Genomic DNA, 18,218 nt, shown 5'->3' with positions numbered 1-18,218 from the left:
ACCAACCTACTGAATGCACATTAGGTTGGTTTCGACTGTGTGACAAGGGTCACGCCGAGGTGATCGGAACGCCGCCGGCGAAAGCCGCCCGGACGGTCTCCCCGGACAGCTCGCCGAGCGCCTCGCGCAGCGGGACGTGAAGCAGGCAGAGGTCGGCGCGCACGCCCGCGCGCACCGTCCGGGGGCGTCCGGGGCGGCCGGGCTCGCCGGTGAAGAGATCGAGCGCCCGCCTCCGGCCGAGCGCCTCGCCGTCCGCCCGTCCGGCCGCCGCGCGCATGACCGCCCAGGGGTCGTGGGTGCCGAACGGGGCGTCCGTCCCGGCGGCGACCGGCACGCCCGCCTCGGCGAGGGAGCGGCACCGGTAGAGGTGGTCCCTGTCGCCGGCGTCCACGTCCGCCGCGTACTCCCGGCCGCGTTCGGCGGGGAAGTGCGGCTGCGTCACCACCGTCACGCCCAGCCGCCGCAGCCAGGGGATCGTCTCGGCGGGGATCACCGACCCGTGCTCGATCCGGTCGCCCGTGGCCGGCCCGGCGGCGTCGAGGGCGAGCAGCGTCACCAGCAGCTGGACGCGGGTCACGCAGTGCACGGCGACCGGGCCCGGCCGGGCCGCGGTGAGGCGGGCGGCGAGCTCGTCCGGGGTCGGCAGCGTCGTGTCGTCCAGCAGGATCTTCAGCGGCGCGTCGATCCCCATGATCTGGACCCGCTGCGGCAGCGCCGCCAGCGTGGCGGCCAGGCCGTCCGCCGGGTGCGGGTCGGCGTTGGTGAACCCGGTGACGCCCAGGGCCGCGGCGCGGCGGCCCACGCCCTCCAGGTCCAGCCGCACGGGCGGCGTGAATCCGCGCAGCCGCTCGTCCTCACGCCAGAACCGCCCGTCGCCCTCCAGCCCGGCCGCGCGCAGGGCGGCGCTGTTCCAGACCCACAGCTCGCCGCTGCGGTGCTGCACGCGCACCGGCCGGTCGGGCGCGTACGCGTCGAGGGCCCAGCGGTCGAGGTCACCCGCGACGTTCTGGTGATATCCGACGGCGCGCACCCACTCCCCCGGCGGCCCAGCGCGCAGCGCCTCGACGAAGCCGTCCCGGTCGTGCACGTCCGCCGGGCCCACCCGTACCGAGGCGGCCTGCGCCGCGGTCGCGAGCAGGTGGACGTGGTGGTCGTGGAGCCCGGGCAGCAGGGCGCCGCCCCGGCCGTCGACGTCGAGGTCGACGTCGAGGTCGAGGTCGCACGGCCCTGCCAGGCGGCGGCCGATCTCGGCGACCCGCCCGGCCGCGATCCGCACGTCCACCCGGCCGGCGCCCTCGACCTCCACGTCTCTGATCAGCACGTCTCCGAGCAGCACGTCCCGGCTCGGCGCGCCCCGGGTCAGCACGGCGCCGCCGGCGCTGCGGAGGCGGCGAGGGTGGCGGCGCAGGCGGACATCGAGACCGGCACCAGCTCGCCGCCGCCCCCGGCGAGGGACCGGGCGGCGGCCTCGGCGGCGAACACGCCCGTGACCGGGTCGGCGATCGCGTCGCCGAGGAACACCGGAGAACCGTCCGGGGCGCGCCCGGTGAGCCCGCCCGCGACCGCCGCGTCGTCGCCGAAGGCGACCCGGTCGTCGTCGCGCCCGTAGCCGGTGATGCTCACCCAGACCCGGCCAGGGCGTTCGGCGAGGAACCGTTCGGCGTGCAGGCCGAGCCGCCGCAGCGCCCTGGGCCGCGACGCCTCGATGACGACGTCGGCCTGCTCGACGAGGCCGGCCAGCGCGCCCGGCGAGGAGAAGTCCACGACGCGGCTCTCGTGGCCGTCGTGCAGCCAGCGATAGAACGCGGGCGAGCCGGAGCGGGCGCCGTCGGGCCTGGCCGTGCTCTCCACCTTCGTCACGCGGGCGCCCGCGAGCCCGAGCAGCCGCGCGCACAGGGGGCCCGCCCACATCGCCGAGAAGTCGACGACGCGCGGCTCCGCCGGCGGGCGCACGCTCGGGGTCCCGTGGCGTTCCGCCGTCGCCGGAGGGCCGCTCCCCCGCGCGGAGCCGTGCGCGGCGGCGGGTATGTGCAGCAGCTGCGCGGCGGCGGCCACATCGGCGGCCGGGACGCGGCGGGCCGCCGCGCGCAGCCCGTCCAGCGAGGCCGGTCCGGTCGCGCCGAGGGAGCCGAGCAGGGCGGGGAGAGCGGCGAGGTCGTCGGGACGGGCCAGGTTGACCGCCGTCCAGCCGTCGGCGGCGCGCAGGAGATGGCAGGTGCCGTTCGCGGACGTCCTGCCGGGCCGCCGGAGACCTGCGAGCTCCGCGCGCAGGAACAACACCGTGCGCGCGTCCACCACCACGCCCGTGAGCGCGGTGAACGAGCCGGCGACCGCGGTGAGCGGCGTCAGGAACGACTCGACCGGCTCCGCCCAGGATGCGAGATCCACCTTCTCCACCCGACAATCATGCTTCTCAATCATCGGAAACGCCATTTACACTTCTCAGGTCATGGACCCGCCGATCCTGCTGGTCGACCTGGACCGCGAAGCCGCGCCGCCCGTTCCGGCCGGGCCGCCGGAGCGGGTCGTCGTCGGCGTCTCGGCCGACCTCCCCGAGCCGGGCGAGTCCTGCGACGTGCTGCTCACCGCCCGCCCCGGCCCGCCCAGGCCGTGGGTGGCGTGCCCCGACCCCCACGCCACGGCCGCCCGGCTGGCCGAGGCCGTGACCGCCCACCCGGCCGCCTCGATCGTGCTGGCGCAGGTGCTGCGGATGGGCGTACGGCTCGCTCCCCCCGAACGGCTCGTGGCGGAGTCGCTGGCCTACTCCGCTCTCCAGGCGGGCGACGACTTCCGTGCGTGGCTCGCGGCGGCGCCGGTCCGCACGCCGCGTCCGGCCGCCGCGCCGGTACGGATCGCGAGGGACGGCGACCGGCTGGCCATCACGCTCGACCGGCCGGGGGCGCGCAACGCGATGGACGCCGGAACGCGCGACGCGCTGTGCGAGGCGCTGCACGTCGCCGTCGCCGACCCGTCCATCGGCGCGATCGACCTGCGCGGCGAGGGCCCCTCGTTCTGCGCGGGCGGCGACCTCAGCGAGTTCGGCACCTCGCACGACCCCGCCGGCACCCACCTCGTCCGGCTGCACCGCAGCCCGGCCGCGCTGCTCCAGCGGTGCGGACCGCGCGTCACCGCACACCTGCACGGCGCCTGCGTCGGCGCCGGGATCGAGCTTCCGGCGTTCGCGGGCCGGGTCGCCGCCGCGCCGGACACGGAGATCCGCCTGCCCGAGGTGGGCATGGGCCTGATCCCCGGCGCGGGCGGCACCGCGAGCCTGCCCGTCCGCATCGGCCGGGAGCGCACCGCCTACCTCGCGCTGTCGGGTGTCGCGCTGACCGCCGCCGAGGCCCTCGCGTGGGGCCTCGTCGACGAGGTCACCGCCCCGGCCGCGGCGGTCAGTCGGACGCGGGCAGGGGCTTGGCCGACTTGAGCGTCATCGGGGCGTCGTCGCAGCGCAGCTCGCCCGCGCCCGACATCGTGCAGAGGAGTTCGATCGTCCCGCCGGCGTCGGTGTAGCGCTTGCCGATGAGCGTGCCCGTGCCGTCGTCGCCTCCCTGGCCCCCGCCCCCGGGCTTGGCCGCCGGGACGGTGGACGCGGGGACCATCGGGGCCTCCCCGCAGGTGAGCACCGCGCCGGAGCCGGCGGGTGCGCGGACGACGACCACGCGGGTCGTGCAGACGGTGCTGGCGAGCTGGTCACCGGGACGCAGCTGGGTCGGTGCCGGTGCGGCCATGGCCGGTGTCCCCTTCTGTGAGGAGGTGAGCGGGTTCGGTCAGTCGGTCGGCGAGCAGGTTCAGGTCGTAGGACTGGCGGGCCATCCAGAAGCGCAGGAAACCCGTCAGCGAGAATCGCAGGAAAAGGGCGGAGCCCACGACGCACGCGGCGACCCCGCCGAGGCCGATCGCGAGCGCGTCGCGCTGGACCAGCGGATCGCGGGTGCCGTGCGCGAGGAAGTAGGCCGACCCCGCGGCCACCAGCCCGAGGGCCATCAGGGCGACCCCGATCCGCAACCACAGGGCGGACCGGGCGGCGGCCGGGTCGGGGATCTTCAGCTCCGCCAGCTCGCGGACGAACCGGTCCGCGCGCGGCTCGATGGACGTCATAGGGAACTCCCCAGGTAGAGGGCGGACAGTTCGGCGCGCAGCCCGTCGTCGGGGCGGCCCCGCCGTTCGATCCGGCCGCGCACGAGCACGGCGGCGTGGTCGGCGATGCCGAGGACGGCCGCCGCGAGCTGCTCGACGACCAGGACGGCGACGCCCTGCCGGGCGATCTCGGCGACCTGCTCGTACAGCCGGCCGACGACCAGCGGGGCGAGCCCCATGGACAGCTCGTCCACCAGCAGCACGGCGGGGTCGGTGGCGAGCCCGCGGGCGAGGGCGAGCATCTGCTGCTCGCCGCCCGACAGGGTCCCGGCCGCCTGGCCGGCGCGGCGGGCCAGGGCGGGGAACCGCGCGAACGCGATCTCCTCGACCTCGGCGCGCGAGCGGCCGGTGAAGGTCATCATCAGGAGGTTGTCGCGGACCGACAGGTTCGGGAAGACGCCGCGCCCCTCGGGGATCAGGCAGACCCCGGCGCGGGCGAGGTCGCGCGGGTCGGCTCCGGTGACGTCGCGCCCGCCCAGCAGCAGCCGCCCGGAGGCGGCCGGGTGGGCGCCGGCCGCGACGCGCAGCGTGGTGGTCTTGCCCGCGCCGTTCGGCCCGAGCAGCGCCACCACCTGCCCGGCGCGCACGCTCAGGTCGACGCCGTGCAGCACGGTGATGCCCTCGTGCGCGGCGCGCACGTCGCACAGTTCGAGAAGAGGCCCGTTCACGCGTCCCCCAGGTAGGCCGCCAGGACGGTCTCGTCGGCGCGGATCACCTCGGGCGGCCCGACCGCGATCACCTTCCCGAGGTCGAGCACGGTGACCTCGTCGCACACGCTCATGACCAGGCCCATGTCGTGCTCGACGAGGACGACCGCGGTGCCGTCGCCCGCCAGCGACCGCAGCAGCGCCGCGAACCGTTCGGTCTCGGCGTCGTCCTGGCCCGCCGCGGGCTCGTCGAGGAGCAGCAGCGACGGCCGCACCGCCAGGGCCCGGCCGACCTCGACCAGGCGGGCGACGCCGGTGGGCAGCGCGTCCGCGGTCATGCCCGCCACCTCCGTCAGGCCGAGCCGTTCGAGGATGGCGGTGACCGCGGACGCCGCCCGGCGCCGTTCCGGCCCCAGTTCGGCGGCGACGAGCAGGTTGTCGCGGACGGTCAGCCGGCCGAAGAGCTCCAGCCGCTGGAACGTCCGGGCGAGGCCCCGGCCGGCGCGGCGGGCGGGGCCCATCCGGGTGACGTCCCGGCCGCCGAGCACCACGCGCCCCGCCGACGGGCGGCGCAGCCCGGACACGACGTCGAAGAGCGTGCTCTTGCCCGCTCCGTTGGGCCCGATGAGCCCGGAGACCCGGCCCCGTTCGGCCGACATGCCGACGCCGTCCAGCGCCCGGTTGCCGCCGAAGGCGACGGTCACCCCGCTAACCTCCAGCCACGCCACGCGCGAGCACCTCCTCGTCGCCCCGGCGCCAGTCCCGCCGCACGCCCCACCACTCGACCGGAACGTCCGGCGCGGCGATCCCGGCGCGCCACCGGGCCGCGGCCCAGACCCGCGCCAGCAGCGCCACGGCCAGCGAGCCGCAGAAGAACACCCACCCCTCGATCACGTCGCCGAGCCGCAGCGCCCACGCGACCGCGAGGCCGGCGAGCAGCGCCGCCAGGACGAGGCGGTCGCGCCCGACCGGATCCCACTGCCGCCGGAACCGCGACACCAGGCCGTCGGGACTGTGGCCCAGCCCCATCCCTGCCAGCGCGGGGGCCGCGGCGGCGAGGTCGCGCGTCCCGGGCCAGAGGCCGACCAGCACGCTCGGCCCGGCGAATGCGGCGCCGGAGAACAGGCCGTTGCCGACCGAGCCGAGCCCGCCGATCACCGCGACCAGGAAGATCGGCAGACCGGCGACCAGGTTGAACTGCTCGGCCGTGATCGACCGGTGCTGCATTCCGTAGAGCGCACCGCCGAGCCCGGCGATCCCGGCCGCCAGCGCGAACGCCAGCACCTTGGCCACCAGCGGGCGGCCGCCGAGCGTGGCGTACGCGGCCTCGCTGTCGCGCAGCGCGATCAGCCGCCGCCCGAACCTGCCGCGCCGCAGCGCCGCCACCCCGAGCGAGGCGAGGGCGAGGCAGATCGCGGCGAACACCATCAGCTCGGCCCCGCCGTCCAGCCGCCATCCGAACAGGCTCGGCCCGGCGACCTCGACCGACCCCTGCTCGAACAGCGCGATCCGCATCCCGAGCAGGTCGAACGAGGGCAACGTGAAGATCCACCGGTCCAGCACGACCGCGAACGCCGCCGTGCCGAGCGCCAGGTAGACCCCCGACAGCCGCAACGCCGGAAGCGCGATGAGCGCGCCCGCCAGCGCGGCGATCGCCACCGCGGCGCCGAGCGCCCACACCTCGCCATGGGCGCCGAGGTGCGCCCACGCGACGGCGCCGATGCCCGCCATGCTGAGCTGGCACAGCGAGATCTGCCCCGCGTACCCGGTCAGCGGGACGAACGACAGCGCCACCACCCCGAGCGAGAAGAGCGGCCCGTAGGTGACCAGGTCGGCCTCGCCCAGCACGGTCGCCAGCACGACCCCGGCCATGACGATCGCCGCCGCGAGGACGGCCGTCCCGCGCATCGTGGGCACCGGCACGCGCGCCAGCCGCCGTTCCCTTCCGCGCAGCCGCCGGTGCGGGAACAGCAGCAGCGCCAGGAACAGCAGCAGCGCGGGCGCCGCCAGCCGCAGCCCCGGCAGGTACGGGTTCTGCGGCAGGTAGCCGGTCAGGAAACTCTCCAGGCAGCCGACCACCACCGCGCCGGCGAACGTCAGCGGCAGGCTCCGCAGCCGGCCGAACACGGCGGCGGTGTAGGCACTGACGATCAGCAGTGACAGCTGCCCGGCGTCCAGCGCGACCGCGGGCGCGATGAGGATGCCGCCGACCGCGGCGAGCTGGGTGCCCAGGATCCAGGCGACCCTGCTGGCGCGCACCGGGTCGGCCCCGGTCAGCTTGGCCAGCGCCCGGTCGTCGACGGTCGCCCGCATCTCGGTGCCGGTGCGCGTCCGGTTGAGCAGCGCCCACAGGCCCGCGGCCACCGCCACCGCGACGACCATGGTGAGCGCCTGGTGCCAGGTGATGGTGGCCGGGCCGACGTGGAAGGGCGCGCGGTCGGCGAAGAACGGCTGGAGCGGCCGGGGCGCGTTGGGGTCCCACACCCAGCGGGCGAACGCGATGCCGCCGCTCAGCAGCGCCACCGTCATCACCAGCTTCTCGGCCTCCCCGAGCGCCTGGACGGGCCGTATCAGCACCCGTTCGATGAGGAGGCCGAACCCCGGGGCGAGCACGAGCAGCACCACGGCCAGGGCCGGCACGACCGGCCAGCCCCAGCCGACGGTGAGCTGCCAGTAGGAGAACGCCGCCAGCATGCCCGCCGCCCCGTGGGCGAAGTTGAACACGCCGGTGGTCGTGTAGGTGAGCACCAGGCCGCTGCCGATGATGGCGTACACGGCCGCGGTGCTCAGCCCCACGATCCCGAAGGTGAGGAACTGCTCCATCTACTTGAAGTCGCTCATGCTCTTGCCGACGTCGGCGAGCGTGAGGGGTTTGCCATAGTTCCCGGTGAGCTTCTGCGCGGGGGCGTCGCAGCGGTAGGCGCCCTTGTCGGGCTTGAAGTCGGCGGCCTTCCAGCCTTCGGGCGTGGCCTTCTCCACGTTGAAGCACTGGAGCGGGGCGTCGGACTTGGAGAGGTCGACCGTGGCCTGAAGTCCCCCGCCGGTCCAGGCGGTCTCCTTGCGCGCCGCCTCGTAGACGCACTTGCGGGTCAGGGCGTCACCGCAGCTCGCGGCCGACTTGGCGAAGGCCAGCCAGGCCGAGAACGCCCGGACGGCGGGGAAGGTCACCTCGGACTTCGGCGCGTACCTGGCGTACAGGTCCATGACCTGCTTGGTGGCCGGGTTGGCGGCCGCCGCCTCCAGGGGATGGACGCCGCTGAGGTCGGCGAGGTTGTTCTGGAAGGCGAGCGACCTGCCCGCGAGCTTGATGAACGTGGAGCCGTAGGCGTTGCTGTTGGCGTCGATCCAGTCGAGCTTGTAGTTCATGCCCGTGAGGATCTGCTCGAGCTTGGCCAGGCTCAGGAAGTCGCCGTAGAAGACCAGGCCCTTGACCTTCTTGCTCTTGATGGCCTGGGCGTACGGCGTCCAGTCGGAGACGCCCGCCGCCGGGTAGAGGTCGTCGTAGGCGAACGAGGCGCCGGCCGCCTTCAACCCCTCGTTGACCTGGCCGCGCAGGCCCTTGGTGACCGGGGAGTCGCCGGAGATCATGCCGACGGCGCTCGCGGAGGACGGGTAGGCCTCCTTGAGCAGCCAGGTGTAGTAGCCGGCGTAACGGTTGTAGGAGGCTCCGGCGGCGACCTGGTTGATCTGGAGATCGGAGCCGATGTTCTGGATCATGCTGGTCTGCGCCGGGAAGTCGGGCATCAGGCACGTCAGCCGTTCCTTGACGCCCAGTGCGTCCAATGCCGCGCCGCCGCCGACGGCGGCGAAGTCCTCGCGGCACGACTCGAGCATGCGCTGGCGGACCTCCTGGAGCTTGGTGTCGCGGGTGACGGGCACGAGCTTGCGCCCGTTGATCCCGCCCGCGTCGTTGCACCACGAGGTGAACACCTTCGCGGCGTCCCCGAACTCGGGCTTCTTGGTGAAGCCCACGTCGGAGAACACCCCGACCTTGATCTCCTTGGCCGTGACGCCCTGGGCGGGGGCGCTCGACGCGCTCCCCTTGCCGCACACGTTCTTCAGGTCGCCGAAGTCGCCCGACACGGGCTGTGCGGCTCCGGCCGGCGTCTCTTCGCCACTGGTGCCGCTCCGCCCGCCGCACCCGGCGGCGAACAGCGCGACCGCCGCCAGCGCGGCGATGGTTCTCTGCGTTTTCACGGGGATTCCTCCTCGGTCCTGTCCCCGATGGGCTGGGGGTGGGTGTCGTCGCGGTGCACGAGGCCGTCCTTCATCACGAAGCGCACGTCCTCGGTCACCGTGATGTCGGCCAGCGGATCGCCGGGCACGGCGATCACGTCGGCCAGCAGCCCGGGTTCCAGGCGTCCCCGGTCGTCGGCGTCGATGAGGTCGGCGGCGACGGTCGTCGCCGCCCGGAGGGCGGCCAGCGGCGTCATGCCGCGGTCGACGAGCGCGAGCAGCTCCTTGGCGTTGCGGCCGTGCGGGATGGCGGGCGCGTCGGTGCCGCAGGCGACGCGGACGCCGAGCTCGATCGCCCGGCTGATCGTGGCCCGGGAGCGCGGGAAGACCTCGGCGGCCTTGGCCTGCAACTCGGGGGCCGCCCGCGAGACGTCCATGCCGTCGGCGAGGTAGCTGGTCGCCACCAGGAACGTCCCGTGCTCGATCATCAGGCGGAGGGTGTCGTCACTGGCGAGGAAGCCGTGCTCGACGCAGTCGATGCCGGCGGCGACCGCGGCCCGGATCGCGGTGTCGCCCATGCAGTGGGCGGCGACCTTGAGACCGGCGCGGTGCGCCTCGTCCGCGATGGCGGCGAGCTCCTCGTCGGAGTACTGCTGGGCCCCGGCGGGCCCGGTGTGCGACATGACGCCGTTGGACGCGCAGACCTTGATGAGCCGGGCGCCGTGCTTGATCTGGTAGCGGACGGCCTTGCGGACCTCGCTGACCCCGTTGGCGATTCCCTCCTCGACGGTGAGCGGCATGACGTGCGGCGCGAACGCCTGGAACATCGTGGGGTCCAGGTGCCCGCCGGTCGGGGTGATGGCGTGCCCGGCGGGCACGACGCGCGGCCCCTCGATCCAGCCGTGGTCGATGGCCTTCTTCAGCGCCACGTCCAGCAGCAGCCCGCCCGTCTGCACGAACAGCCCGAGGTTGCGCACCGTGGTGAACCCGGCCCGCAGCGTCCGCCGCGCGTTGGCGACGGCGCGCAGGGTGCGCACGGCCGGGTCGTCCTGCACCGGGTTGAGGGGGCTGCGGTGGTCGGGGCCGCCGAGCAGCAGGTTGACCTCCATGTCCATCAGCCCCGGAAGCAGGGTCACGTCGCCGAGGTCGTGGACCTCGGCGTCCGCGGGGACCGAGGCCGGCGCGACGGCGGTGATGCGCCCGTCCTCGACCAGCAGGTCACCGGGTTCGATCAGCTCGCCCTTGTCCACGTCGAGCATGCGCGCGGCACGCAGGTGGACGGGCGGTCGCGGCGTGCGTCTGGCGGCCACCGGGGCGCTCCTCTCGCCGGTCGCCCGCGTCAGACGGCGGGCTCGACGACGCAGTCGATGCTGGCCGCACCGCTGTCGGGAACCCGCGCCTGACGCCAGACCTCGACGGGGAAGGAGGCGTTCACCACCGAGTAGTAGAGCCACAGCAGCCGTTCGGCGTCCTCGGGCAGTTCCTCGAAGTCGAGGCCGTCGAGATGGGCGAGCGCGTCTTCCAGCCGGGGGAACGTCGCGTCGTAGAACGCCTGGAGCTCCTCCATCGAGCTCGAAAGGCGCTTGGCGTACCGTTCGCGCTCGGTCCGCAGCGACCATTCGCCGTACGGCTCGAGGTCGGCGAACGCGGCGGGCAGGATGGGCATGGTCAGTCTCCTCGGTGAGTCCGTGTCCCGCGTCACGACACGGCCGTGGCCCGCAAGGGCGTGCCGGGCGTGCGCCCGGCGTGGTCGTCGAGATAGTCCTTGCAGACCTTGTGCAGGTGGCGGAGCAGGATCTCCTGGTCGCAGAGCGGGAACTCCTTGACCGCGCCCGCCTCGAGCATGGTCTGGGTCGCCTCCAGGGTGTTGCCATCCTGGAGGGCGTACTCCTTGAAGGTGACGGCGGCGAGCTCCTGCGCCAGCCGTTCGCGCGCGTTCTTGGGCGGGACGAAGTACAGGCCGCACTCGAAGATGTGCGTGTTGTAGGACGTCGGCCAGTAGTGGTAGGTCAGGTACCAGTTCGGCGCCCAGACCAGCAGCATGAAGTTGGGGAAGAACAGGAACGAGTCGACGCCCCAGGCCGGGTGCCGCGCGGGGTTGAGGCCGGCCGGCAGGTCGACGTCGACGGGCCGGTCCCACGGGCCGAAGAGCCCGCTGCGCAGGGCCCGCTCGATGGGCTTGACCATGCTCGGGTCCTTGGGCGGCGCCATCCCGCCCCACGACGACACCATGCCGTGCGGGCCCTCGATGTCGTAGGCCAGCGCCTCGAAGCCGACCTTGGCGAGCTTGCGGGACTCCTCCGACACCGCCTGCTTCTGGTGCAGGACGGGCGCGTGGTAGAACTCGGTGAACGCGTCGATGAACAACTTCCAGTTGCTGCCGACGTCGGCCCGGTACTTGAAGACCTGGGTCATCTTCTCGAAGGGGTAACCCGCCAGCCCGGCGCCGAGGCCCCCCATGTACTCCTCCAGCGGCGTGGTGTCCCCCGGGTCGAGGTTGACGAAGATGAACCCCTCCCACACCTCGGCCCGCACGGCCGCGAGCCCGTAGTCGGCCTTGTCGAGGTCGAAGAACTCCGACTCCTGCTGGACGAAGGTCAGGCCGCCGTCCAGGCCGTACCGCCAGCCGTGGTACTTGCAGGTGAACTGGCGGCAGACGCCGCTGGTCTCCTCGCCGGGGTAGTCGTTCCACACCAGCTTGTTGCCGCGGTGCCGGCAGATGTTGTGGAAGGCGCGGACCGCGCCCTCCTTGTCGCGCACGACGACGACCGACGTGCGGGCGGCGTCCAGCTCCTTGGTGAAGTAGCTGCCGATCTTGGGCAGCTGCTCCACCCGGCCGACGTTGAGCCAGGTACGGCGGAAGATCGCGTCGCGTTCGAGCTCGTAGTGCTCCGGCGAGATCGAGTCCGCGTAGGAGATCGGTTCCGTACCGAGCTTGAAGTGCTCCGTCCAGGAACCCTCGGCGGGCTTCGGGAAGTGTGCCATGCGCTCTGGTCCTCCGGTCTGCTCTGCGACGAGACGGTAGCATCGATCTCGGAATAGGAGAATGCTATTCTCATAATCGAATAAGCGTCAACCTTGACGGAAGGAGACCGCCCATGCCGACCGCGGCCCTGCGCCTGCCACCCCTCCCGGGCGACGAGTGGGACGAGCGCGAACGTGCGGCGCTCGCCGTACTGCTGCCCGCGCGCCGACGCGACCCCGAGGGCGCCGGCAACGCGCTCGCCACGCTGGTCCGGCATCCCGACCTGGCCGAGGCCTTCCTCACCTTCAGCGCGCACCTGCTGGTGCGGTCGACGCTGCCGCCGCGGCTGCGCGAGCTGGCGATCCTGCGCGTGGCGCGCCGCCGCGAGTGCGAGTACGAGTGGTCGCACCACGTGATGATGGCCGCGAAGGCGGGCCTGACCGAGGCCGAGATCGAGGCGGCCGGGCGCGGCGAGGCCGCGGGCGGGCTGGACGCGGCGGTGCTCCGCGCGGTGGACGAGCTCGACGAGGCCTCGACCGTCTCCGACGCGACCTGGGCGGAGCTCGGCGCGCACCTGGACGACCGCCAGCGCATGGACCTGGTCTTCACCGTCGGCGGCTACACGCTGATGGCGATGGCGTTCAACACCTTCGGCGTCCAGCCCGAGCACGGAGCAGCGCCCGGAAACTGACGCGCGGGGCCGGTGCGCTCCTGTTCTCAGAGCGCCCGGCCCCGCGCCTCGTCCGGCTGTGAGCTACTGGAGCTTGGCCTTCATCTGCGCGAGGTCGACCAGGACGGGGTAGCCGCCGACGCTCAGCGCGTTGCCGTGCCCGGTCTGGTGGACGTCGAAGACCGACTGGATCGCGGCGTGGAAGCCCTGCACGTCCAGGGTCTGGTTGACGGCCCGCTTGGCCTGCCGGAGCGCGAACGGGTGCATGGCGGCGATGCGCTCGGCGAGCGCGCGCGCCTCAGCGTCCAGGTCGGCGCGGGGCACCACCTTGTTGACCATGCCGACCTTCTCGGCCTCCTCCGCGGTCAGCGGGCGGCCGGTGAACAGGATCTCCTTGGCCTTGCGCGCCCCGAGCTCCCAGGTGTGGCCGTGGTACTCCACGCCGCCGATGCCCATGGTGACGACCGGGTCGGAGAACAGCGCGTCCTCGGCGGCGACGATGAGGTCGCAGGGCCAGCAGAGCATCAGCCCGCCCGCGATGCAGCGGCCCTGGACGGCCGCGATCGACGGCTTGGGCACGTTGCGCCACCGGAGCGTGTACTCCAGATAGCGGCGGCTCTCCGCCTCGTAGATCGACTCCAGCGTGATCTTGTCGGGGACGGGCCGGTCGCCCTTGAGGTCGTGCCCCGAGGAGAAGTGCCTGCCCTCGCCGCGCAGGACGATCACGACCACCTCGGGGTCGTCGGCGGCCCGGGTCCAGGCGGCGTCCAGCTCGTCGAGCAGCGCCGCGTTCTGGGCGTTGGCGACCTCGGGCCGGTTGAGGGAGATGGTCGCGATCTTGTCGGCGACCTCGTAGCGGACGTTCACGAGGGGGGCTCCTCAGCTTCGGGGCAGGCCGAGCACCCGCCCGGCGATGATCGTGCGCTGGATCTCGGAGGTGCCGCCGGCGATGGTCCCGCCGAAGCTGCGCGCGTAGCGCTCGAACCAGCCGGACGACAGGTCCTCCAGAGCCATGTGCTCGAAGGGCGCGGTACGGCCGGGGTGCCCGAGGGCGCCGGGCCCGGCCGACTCCAGGGCGCGCTCGCCGGCCCGCTGCACCGCCTCCGAGCCGAGCAGCTTCAGCACCGACAGGGCGGCGACGTCCTGCTCGCCGCGGGCCGCGCGGGCCAGCGCCTCCGAGCCGAGCAGCCGCAGCGCCTGGACGTCCATGACGAGCGTGGCGTACCAGTCGCGGTCGAGCGGGGTCTCCGGGCGGAAGTCGCGCAGGATCCACTCCGCCTGCTCGGCGAAGTTGAGCCACATCATGGTGCGCTCGTGGCCGAGCGATCCGGTGGCCACGCGCCAGCCCTCGTTGAGCGGGCCGACGAGGTTGGCGGCGGGCACCCGGGCGTCCTCGAAGAACACCTCGTTGAAGTCCAGGTCGTCGGCCGCGATCAGCGAGCCGAACGGCCGCCGTGTCACGCCCGGGGTGTCGGTCGGGATCAGGAGCACGCTGATGCCCTTGTGCTTGGGCGCGTCCGGGTCGGTCCGCACGAACGTCAGCAGCACGTCGGCGTCGTGCGCGCCCGACGTCCAGACCTTCTGCCCGTTCACCACGAAGTAATCGCCGTCCAGGACGGCCCGGGTGCGCAGCGAGGCCAGGTCCGATCCGGCGCCCGGCTCGCTCATGCCCAGCGCCGCGGTGATGTCGGCGCGCAGGATGGACCGGGCCCAGCGGCGCTTCTGCTCCTCGGTGCCGAACGTCAGCAGCGAGGCCGCGACGATGCCGACGCCCTGCGGGTTGAAGCTGTGGTAGATCCGCCGCCGCGACAGCTCCTCGCGGTGCACGTACTGCTGGATCAGGTCGGCGTCGCGCCCGCCGTACTCCGGCGGGTTGCCGGGCAGCAGCCAGCCCTCGTCGAACTGCAGCCGCTGCCAGCGGCGCGCCCATCCGGGGACGTGCGCGCTGGAGCGGGGCCGTTCGCCGGCCTCGGCCTCGCCGGGCAGGTGCGCGTCGAGGAACGCGACGAATTCGGCGCGGAAGTTCTCGACGCCGGCGTCAAAGGTGAGCCGCACGGTACTCCTCGGCGATCAGCGCCCGGTGGGCCGCCGCGCCGCCGAGCATCAGCTCGCCGGCCTTGGCCCGCTTGAGCGCGAACTGAAGGTCGTTCTCCCAGGTGAAGCCCATGGCGCCGAAGAGCTGGAAGCCGTTGCGGAACACCAGGGCCTGGCACTCCCCCGCGGCGGCCTTGGCCATCGCGGCCGCGTTGCCGCGGCGCGGGTCGTCCTCGGCGATGGTGAGCGCCGCGAAGTAGGCGAGCGCGCGGGCGCGCTCGATCGCGACGTGCATGTCGGCGGCCTTGTGCTGGACGGCCTGGAAGGAGCCGACCGGCGCGCCGAACTGGTGCCGCTCGCGCACGTGCTCCAGCGCCATCTCCAGGATGCGGCGGCACGCGCCGACCATGGTCAGGGACATCCCGGCGAGGCTCAGCTCGCGGGCCCGCGCGGGGTCCCCGCCGGCGCGGTCGTCCTCGGTCACGCGCACTCCGGTGAACGTGACGTCGGCGACGTGCAGCACCGGGTCGAAGACCGGGACGCGCTCGGCGGCGGCCTCGGCGGCGCCGACGGCGAACACGCCCGCCTCGGTGACCACGGCCAGCCGGTCGGCGCGGTCGCCGTCGAGGACGTGGCGCGCCGTGCCGTCCAGGATCCAGCCGCCGCCGTCGGGCCGGGCGGTGACGCCGCCGGTCACGGCCGCCCCCCGCCGGCCCGGCTGGAGGTCTCCCGGCGCGAGCGGGGCGAACTGCGTCATCGTGGCCAGGTAGGGCGTCGGGTCGGTGGCCCGGCCGAGCTCCTCCAGGACGATCGCCAGCTCCACGGTCTCGGCGGGGTCGGTCAGCTCGGTCCAGCCGAGGCCCGTGTAGACCTTCCAGAGCGGCTCGGGGTCCGCCCCGGCGTCGGCGATCCCGCGGACCAGCGCGGGCGGGCATTCCTTGGCGACGACCTCGCGGACGGTCTCCTGCCACAGGCGCTGGTCGGCGTCGAACTCAAAGAGCATCCCGAACGGCCCTCCTCGCGAGTGTGATGCACGCAGCAGTGAGAATAACATTCTCGTAGAGTGAAAGTAAGAGTCTCGCTTCCGTTGCGTGACACGCGAGCCGATCGCAAGTGACCTACCGAAAAGGTGCAGTAAGGTTCTACCTATGTCGCAGAAAGCGGATCCGTCGACGAGCACCCCCGACGAACAGCCGGCCTGGAAACAGCGGGCGGTGGAGCGCTCCACCAAGGCGGCCAAGCTCAGGGCCGAACAGCGCGTCGAGCGGTTCCTGGACGCGGCGCAGGCGATCATCACCGAGAAGGGCAACACCGACTTCACCGTGCAGGAGGTCGTCGACCGCTCGCGCCAGTCGCTGCGCAGCTTCTACCAGCACTTCGACGGCAAGCACGAGCTCCTCCTCGCACTCTTCGAGGACGCCATGCGGCGCAGCGCGGACCAGATCCGCGCCGCGGCCGACGGCCAGGACGACCCGCTGGAGCGGCTCAGGGTCGCCGTCCAGCTGCTGTTCGAGCTCTGCCGTCCCGACCCGGCCGCGCAGCGCCCGCTGTTCACCGAGTTCGCCCCCCAGCTGCTGATGAGCCACCCGACCGAGGTCAAGATCGCGCACCGGCCGCTTCTGGCCCTGTTCACCGAGCTGATGGAGCAGGCGGGCGAGGCGGGACGCCTGCGCGAGGGCATGAGCCCGCGCCGGGCCGCCGCCCTGACCATGTCGTCGATCATGTTCATCGCCCAGTCCAGCGGCGCCGAGGACCACGAGACCGCGCACCCGATCACGAGCGACGAGGTCTGGGACTTCTGCTCCAAGGGGTTCGCCGGCGCCTGAACGGCCCGCTCGGGCGACCGCCACGAGAATGTCATTCTCATTTCACTAGAGCGTGGCTTACACTCGGGGCATGCCCGAGCATGATCTTTGGAGCGACCTTCTCGGCTGCCTCGACCTCACGCCCCTCGACGAGGGGCGGTTCGAGGGGCGCAACCAGCGGCTGAGCTACCACCGCGTCTTCGGCGGGCAGTTCCTGGCGCAGTTCGCCAGGGCCGCCGAGCTGTCCTGCCCGGACAAGGCGCTCAAGTCCCTGCACGTGCTGTTCCCGCGTCCCGGGAGCACCGGCGAGCCCGTCGCCTACGAGGTCCAGCGCTCGCACGAGGGCTCCACGTTCGCGACGCTGAGCGTCGTGGCCCGGCAGGAGCGCGGCGTCGTCGCCACCGCGTCGGTGTCGATGCACGCCCGCGAGGACGGCGCCGACCACCAGGCCGTCGCCGACGTCCCCGCCGTGATCGGGGCCGAGCACCGGGTGGCCCTCGACCTGCTGCCCTGGGACACCCGGACGACCGCGGACCTCGACTCCCCCAAGCCCGGCCCGCCCGAGGCCGAGCTCTGGATGCGCACCCCCGAGGCCGACCCCGCGCTGGCCCCCGCCCTCACCGCGTACGCGACCGACCTGACGCTCATCGGCACCGCGCTGCGCCCCCTCGACGGCGTCGGGCAGCGGGACGCGGGCACGGCGTTCACCTCCGCCGTCACCTCGCACACCCTCTGGTTCCACCGCCCGTTCCGCACCGACGGCTGGCTGCTGCTCCGCCAGCACAGCCCGCTGCTGGCGCACGGCCGGTGCTTCGGGCGCGGCGACGTCCTCACCGGGGACGGCTCGCTCGTCGCCTCCTACGCCCAGGAGGCGCTGCTGCGCGTCAGTCGATGACGCGGTCGAGGACGCCGCGGACGAGGAGGTCGGCGGCCGCGTAGGGATCGCGGCGGCCGTCGGCGACCTCGGCCGCCAGGCGGGCCAGCGCGGGATGGGAGCGCAGCCTCGCCTGGGCGAGCGAGAGCAGCTGCGCGTGGGCCCGCGCCGCCCGCCGTTCGGGGGTGTCCGCACGATGGTGCGCGTCGATCGCCTCGACCAGGCCTTCCAGTCCCTCACCCTTGGTGGCGACCAGCGTCAGGATCGGCACGCCGGTCTCGCCCCGCAGGTCGCGAACGGTCCGGTCGGCGCCGTCGCGGTCGGCCTTGTTGACCACGACCAGGTCGGCGACCTCCAACAGGCCGGCCTTCGCCGCCTGGACGGCGTCGCCCGCCCCGGGAGTGAGGACCACGACGGCCGGGTCGGCGACGGCGGCCACCTCGATCTCCGACTGCCCCACGCCCACCGTCTCCAGGAGCACCACGTCGAAGGAGAGCGCGGCCAGCACGCGCAGCGCCGCCGGAACCGCGGCGGCGAGCCCGCCCAGATGCCCGCGCGCCGCCACCGAACGGATCAGCACGCCGGGGTCGCCCGCGTGCGCCGCCATCCGGATCCGGTCGCCGAGCAGGGCGCCGCCGCTGTAGGGGGAGGACGGGTCGACGGCGAGCACCGCGACGCGCGTCCCGCGCCCCCGGTACGCGCCGACGAGCGCCGCCACGGTCGTCGACTTGCCCGCGCCGGGCGGACCGGTCACGCCGACGACGCGGGCGTCCGCCGGCGCGAGCGCGGCCAGCTCCTCGAGCACCTCGGCGCGGCGCTCGCCCTCGACCAGGGTCAGCAGCCGCCCGGCCGCGCGGACCGAGCCCGCGCGGGCCGCGGCGACCAGCTCGGGGACGTTCATCGCGGC

19 protein-coding genes are annotated in these 18,218 nt (G+C 73.7%); 4 read left to right on the top strand and 15 right to left on the bottom strand.

Annotated features, from left to right (window positions below; translation table 11 throughout):
• Window positions 1-49: 49 nt before the first annotated feature.
• Both ABZ810_RS23965 and ABZ810_RS23960 read right to left on the bottom strand, forming a co-directional pair.
• Window positions 50-1,366, bottom strand: a complete 1,317-nt coding sequence (locus ABZ810_RS23965) for an amidohydrolase family protein (RefSeq protein ID WP_358406573.1) — start codon at window positions 1,364-1,366, stop codon at window positions 50-52.
• Entirely contained in the window at window positions 1,360-2,397 is a 1,038-nt protein-coding gene (locus ABZ810_RS23960; protein ID WP_358406571.1) for a CoA transferase, read from the bottom strand. Before ABZ810_RS23960 ends, ABZ810_RS23965 begins: the two co-directional genes overlap by 7 nt.
• A gap of 52 nt (window positions 2,398-2,449) precedes the next feature.
• Here ABZ810_RS23960 and ABZ810_RS23955 point away from each other — a divergent pair, with 52 nt between their 5' ends.
• Complete coding sequence (locus tag ABZ810_RS23955) at window positions 2,450-3,427, top strand: enoyl-CoA hydratase/isomerase family protein (protein WP_358406569.1); 978 nt, start codon at window positions 2,450-2,452, stop codon at window positions 3,425-3,427.
• Here ABZ810_RS23955 and ABZ810_RS23950 read toward each other — a convergent pair.
• From ABZ810_RS23950 to ABZ810_RS23910, 9 genes are read right to left on the bottom strand one after another with little or no spacing between them, the layout of a single operon-like run.
• Complete coding sequence (locus ABZ810_RS23950) at window positions 3,393-3,731, bottom strand: hypothetical protein (RefSeq protein WP_358406568.1); 339 nt, start codon at window positions 3,729-3,731, stop codon at window positions 3,393-3,395. The genes ABZ810_RS23955 and ABZ810_RS23950 overlap by 35 nt on opposite strands.
• Window positions 3,694-4,101, bottom strand: coding sequence for a hypothetical protein (locus ABZ810_RS23945; RefSeq protein ID WP_358406566.1), 408 nt, complete (start codon window positions 4,099-4,101; stop codon window positions 3,694-3,696). Before ABZ810_RS23945 ends, ABZ810_RS23950 begins: the two co-directional genes overlap by 38 nt.
• Window positions 4,098-4,808, bottom strand: a complete 711-nt coding sequence (locus ABZ810_RS23940) for an ABC transporter ATP-binding protein (protein ID WP_358406564.1) — start codon at window positions 4,806-4,808, stop codon at window positions 4,098-4,100. The genes ABZ810_RS23945 and ABZ810_RS23940 overlap by 4 nt, the downstream gene beginning before the upstream one ends.
• Window positions 4,805-5,491, bottom strand: a complete 687-nt coding sequence (locus ABZ810_RS23935) for an ABC transporter ATP-binding protein (protein ID WP_358406562.1) — start codon at window positions 5,489-5,491, stop codon at window positions 4,805-4,807. The genes ABZ810_RS23940 and ABZ810_RS23935 overlap by 4 nt, the downstream gene beginning before the upstream one ends.
• Before the next feature lie 4 nt (window positions 5,492-5,495).
• Window positions 5,496-7,610: an inner-membrane translocator gene (locus tag ABZ810_RS23930; protein ID WP_358406561.1), complete on the bottom strand. Its 2,115-nt coding sequence runs from the start codon at window positions 7,608-7,610 to the stop codon at window positions 5,496-5,498.
• A complete protein-coding gene (locus tag ABZ810_RS23925) occupies window positions 7,611-8,984 on the bottom strand; it encodes an ABC transporter substrate-binding protein (protein ID WP_358406559.1) in 1,374 nt (457 codons plus the stop codon).
• On the bottom strand, window positions 8,981-10,273 hold the full coding sequence (locus ABZ810_RS23920) for an amidohydrolase family protein (RefSeq protein WP_358406556.1): 1,293 nt from the start codon (window positions 10,271-10,273) through the stop codon (window positions 8,981-8,983). Before ABZ810_RS23920 ends, ABZ810_RS23925 begins: the two co-directional genes overlap by 4 nt.
• 29 nt (window positions 10,274-10,302) lie before the next feature.
• Complete coding sequence (locus ABZ810_RS23915) at window positions 10,303-10,629, bottom strand: hypothetical protein (RefSeq protein ID WP_358406554.1); 327 nt, start codon at window positions 10,627-10,629, stop codon at window positions 10,303-10,305.
• Window positions 10,630-10,661: 32 nt separating this feature from the next.
• Window positions 10,662-11,948: an aromatic ring-hydroxylating dioxygenase subunit alpha gene (locus ABZ810_RS23910; protein ID WP_358406551.1), complete on the bottom strand. Its 1,287-nt coding sequence runs from the start codon at window positions 11,946-11,948 to the stop codon at window positions 10,662-10,664.
• Between the two features lie 113 nt (window positions 11,949-12,061).
• Here ABZ810_RS23910 and ABZ810_RS23905 point away from each other — a divergent pair, with 113 nt between their 5' ends.
• A complete protein-coding gene (locus ABZ810_RS23905) occupies window positions 12,062-12,619 on the top strand; it encodes a carboxymuconolactone decarboxylase family protein (RefSeq protein ID WP_358406548.1) in 558 nt (185 codons plus the stop codon).
• Between the two features lie 63 nt (window positions 12,620-12,682).
• Here ABZ810_RS23905 and ABZ810_RS23900 read toward each other — a convergent pair whose 3' ends face one another.
• From ABZ810_RS23900 to ABZ810_RS23890, 3 genes are read right to left on the bottom strand one after another with little or no spacing between them, the layout of a single operon-like run.
• Window positions 12,683-13,465: an enoyl-CoA hydratase gene (locus ABZ810_RS23900; RefSeq protein WP_358406547.1), complete on the bottom strand. Its 783-nt coding sequence runs from the start codon at window positions 13,463-13,465 to the stop codon at window positions 12,683-12,685.
• A 12-nt stretch (window positions 13,466-13,477) separates the two neighbouring features.
• Window positions 13,478-14,653: an acyl-CoA dehydrogenase family protein gene (locus ABZ810_RS23895; RefSeq protein WP_358406545.1), complete on the bottom strand. Its 1,176-nt coding sequence runs from the start codon at window positions 14,651-14,653 to the stop codon at window positions 13,478-13,480.
• Complete coding sequence (locus tag ABZ810_RS23890) at window positions 14,637-15,635, bottom strand: acyl-CoA dehydrogenase family protein (protein WP_358406543.1); 999 nt, start codon at window positions 15,633-15,635, stop codon at window positions 14,637-14,639. Before ABZ810_RS23890 ends, ABZ810_RS23895 begins: the two co-directional genes overlap by 17 nt.
• Before the next feature lie 145 nt (window positions 15,636-15,780).
• Here ABZ810_RS23890 and ABZ810_RS23885 point away from each other — a divergent pair, with 145 nt between their 5' ends.
• Together ABZ810_RS23885 and ABZ810_RS23880 are read left to right on the top strand one after the other, a co-directional pair.
• Window positions 15,781-16,458 (top strand): TetR/AcrR family transcriptional regulator, encoded by a 678-nt coding sequence (locus ABZ810_RS23885; RefSeq protein ID WP_358406541.1) that lies wholly within the window; start codon window positions 15,781-15,783, stop codon window positions 16,456-16,458.
• Window positions 16,459-16,528: 70 nt separating this feature from the next.
• Window positions 16,529-17,332: an acyl-CoA thioesterase domain-containing protein gene (locus ABZ810_RS23880; protein ID WP_358406540.1), complete on the top strand. Its 804-nt coding sequence runs from the start codon at window positions 16,529-16,531 to the stop codon at window positions 17,330-17,332.
• Here the strand turns inward: ABZ810_RS23880 and meaB are convergent.
• Complete coding sequence (meaB, locus tag ABZ810_RS23875) at window positions 17,322-18,212, bottom strand: methylmalonyl Co-A mutase-associated GTPase MeaB (protein WP_358406539.1); 891 nt, start codon at window positions 18,210-18,212, stop codon at window positions 17,322-17,324. The two genes, ABZ810_RS23880 and meaB, sit on opposite strands and share 11 nt — an antisense overlap.
• Window positions 18,213-18,218 lie beyond the last annotated feature (6 nt).

The sequence above is a fragment of the Spirillospora sp. NPDC047279 genome, from assembly GCF_040643285.1.
Taxonomy (GTDB): Bacteria; Actinomycetota; Actinomycetes; order Streptosporangiales; family Streptosporangiaceae; genus Spirillospora.
This window is presented reverse-complemented; position numbering and strand designations above follow the sequence as displayed.

Coding starts and splice junctions, on each gene's coding strand:
- ABZ810_RS23955 (WP_358406569.1), top strand. CDS start 2,450: ATGGACCCGCCGATCCTGCTGGTCGACCTGGACCGCGAAGCCGCGCCG.
- ABZ810_RS23950 (WP_358406568.1), bottom strand. CDS start 3,731: ATGGCCGCACCGGCACCGACCCAGCTGCGTCCCGGTGACCAGCTCGCC.
- ABZ810_RS23945 (WP_358406566.1), bottom strand. CDS start 4,101: ATGACGTCCATCGAGCCGCGCGCGGACCGGTTCGTCCGCGAGCTGGCG.
- ABZ810_RS23930 (WP_358406561.1), bottom strand. CDS start 7,610: ATGGAGCAGTTCCTCACCTTCGGGATCGTGGGGCTGAGCACCGCGGCC.
- ABZ810_RS23915 (WP_358406554.1), bottom strand. CDS start 10,629: ATGCCCATCCTGCCCGCCGCGTTCGCCGACCTCGAGCCGTACGGCGAA.
- ABZ810_RS23910 (WP_358406551.1), bottom strand. CDS start 11,948: ATGGCACACTTCCCGAAGCCCGCCGAGGGTTCCTGGACGGAGCACTTC.
- ABZ810_RS23905 (WP_358406548.1), top strand. CDS start 12,062: ATGCCGACCGCGGCCCTGCGCCTGCCACCCCTCCCGGGCGACGAGTGG.
- ABZ810_RS23890 (WP_358406543.1), bottom strand. CDS start 15,635: ATGCTCTTTGAGTTCGACGCCGACCAGCGCCTGTGGCAGGAGACCGTC.
- ABZ810_RS23885 (WP_358406541.1), top strand. CDS start 15,781: ATGTCGCAGAAAGCGGATCCGTCGACGAGCACCCCCGACGAACAGCCG.
- ABZ810_RS23880 (WP_358406540.1), top strand. CDS start 16,529: ATGCCCGAGCATGATCTTTGGAGCGACCTTCTCGGCTGCCTCGACCTC.
- meaB (WP_358406539.1), bottom strand. CDS start 18,212: ATGAACGTCCCCGAGCTGGTCGCCGCGGCCCGCGCGGGCTCGGTCCGC.